A 386-nucleotide genomic window follows, 5' to 3' on the forward strand; every position below is an offset into this window, starting at 1 on the left:
TCTCCATTGAAATGGTCGAAGCCGTAGGCAAAGCCTATTTACCGACCTTCTTCCGCCAATGTAGCCAGCTGCTAAAGCCGGATGGCTTAATGCTATTGCAATCCATCACGATTAGCGAAGCGCGGCTTGCCAGCTACAGCAAAGGGCAAGATTTTATTCAACGGCATATCTTTCCCGGCGGCTTTCTTCCATCCCTGTCATTGCTAACAGATCAAATTCGCGGGGCCTCTGATATGGAGCTCAGGGATTGCCAAGATATAGGCCTTCATTACGCAAGAACGATACAAGACTGGCATCGCGCATTGCATCAGAACCGACAGCCTCTCGCAAAGTGCGGCTACGATGAGCGTTTCATGCGTTTATGGTCGTTCTATTTTTGCTACTGT

At 49.2% G+C, this 386-nt stretch carries 1 protein-coding gene; it reads left to right on the plus strand.

Features of this window, described 5'->3' with window-relative positions:
* On the plus strand, nucleotides 1-386 hold a 386-nt coding region (locus tag J0A66_RS21965; protein WP_206575973.1), incomplete at both ends, for a class I SAM-dependent methyltransferase.

This window comes from Bowmanella dokdonensis (assembly GCF_017254865.1).
Taxonomy (GTDB): domain Bacteria; phylum Pseudomonadota; class Gammaproteobacteria; order Enterobacterales; family Alteromonadaceae; genus Bowmanella; species Bowmanella dokdonensis.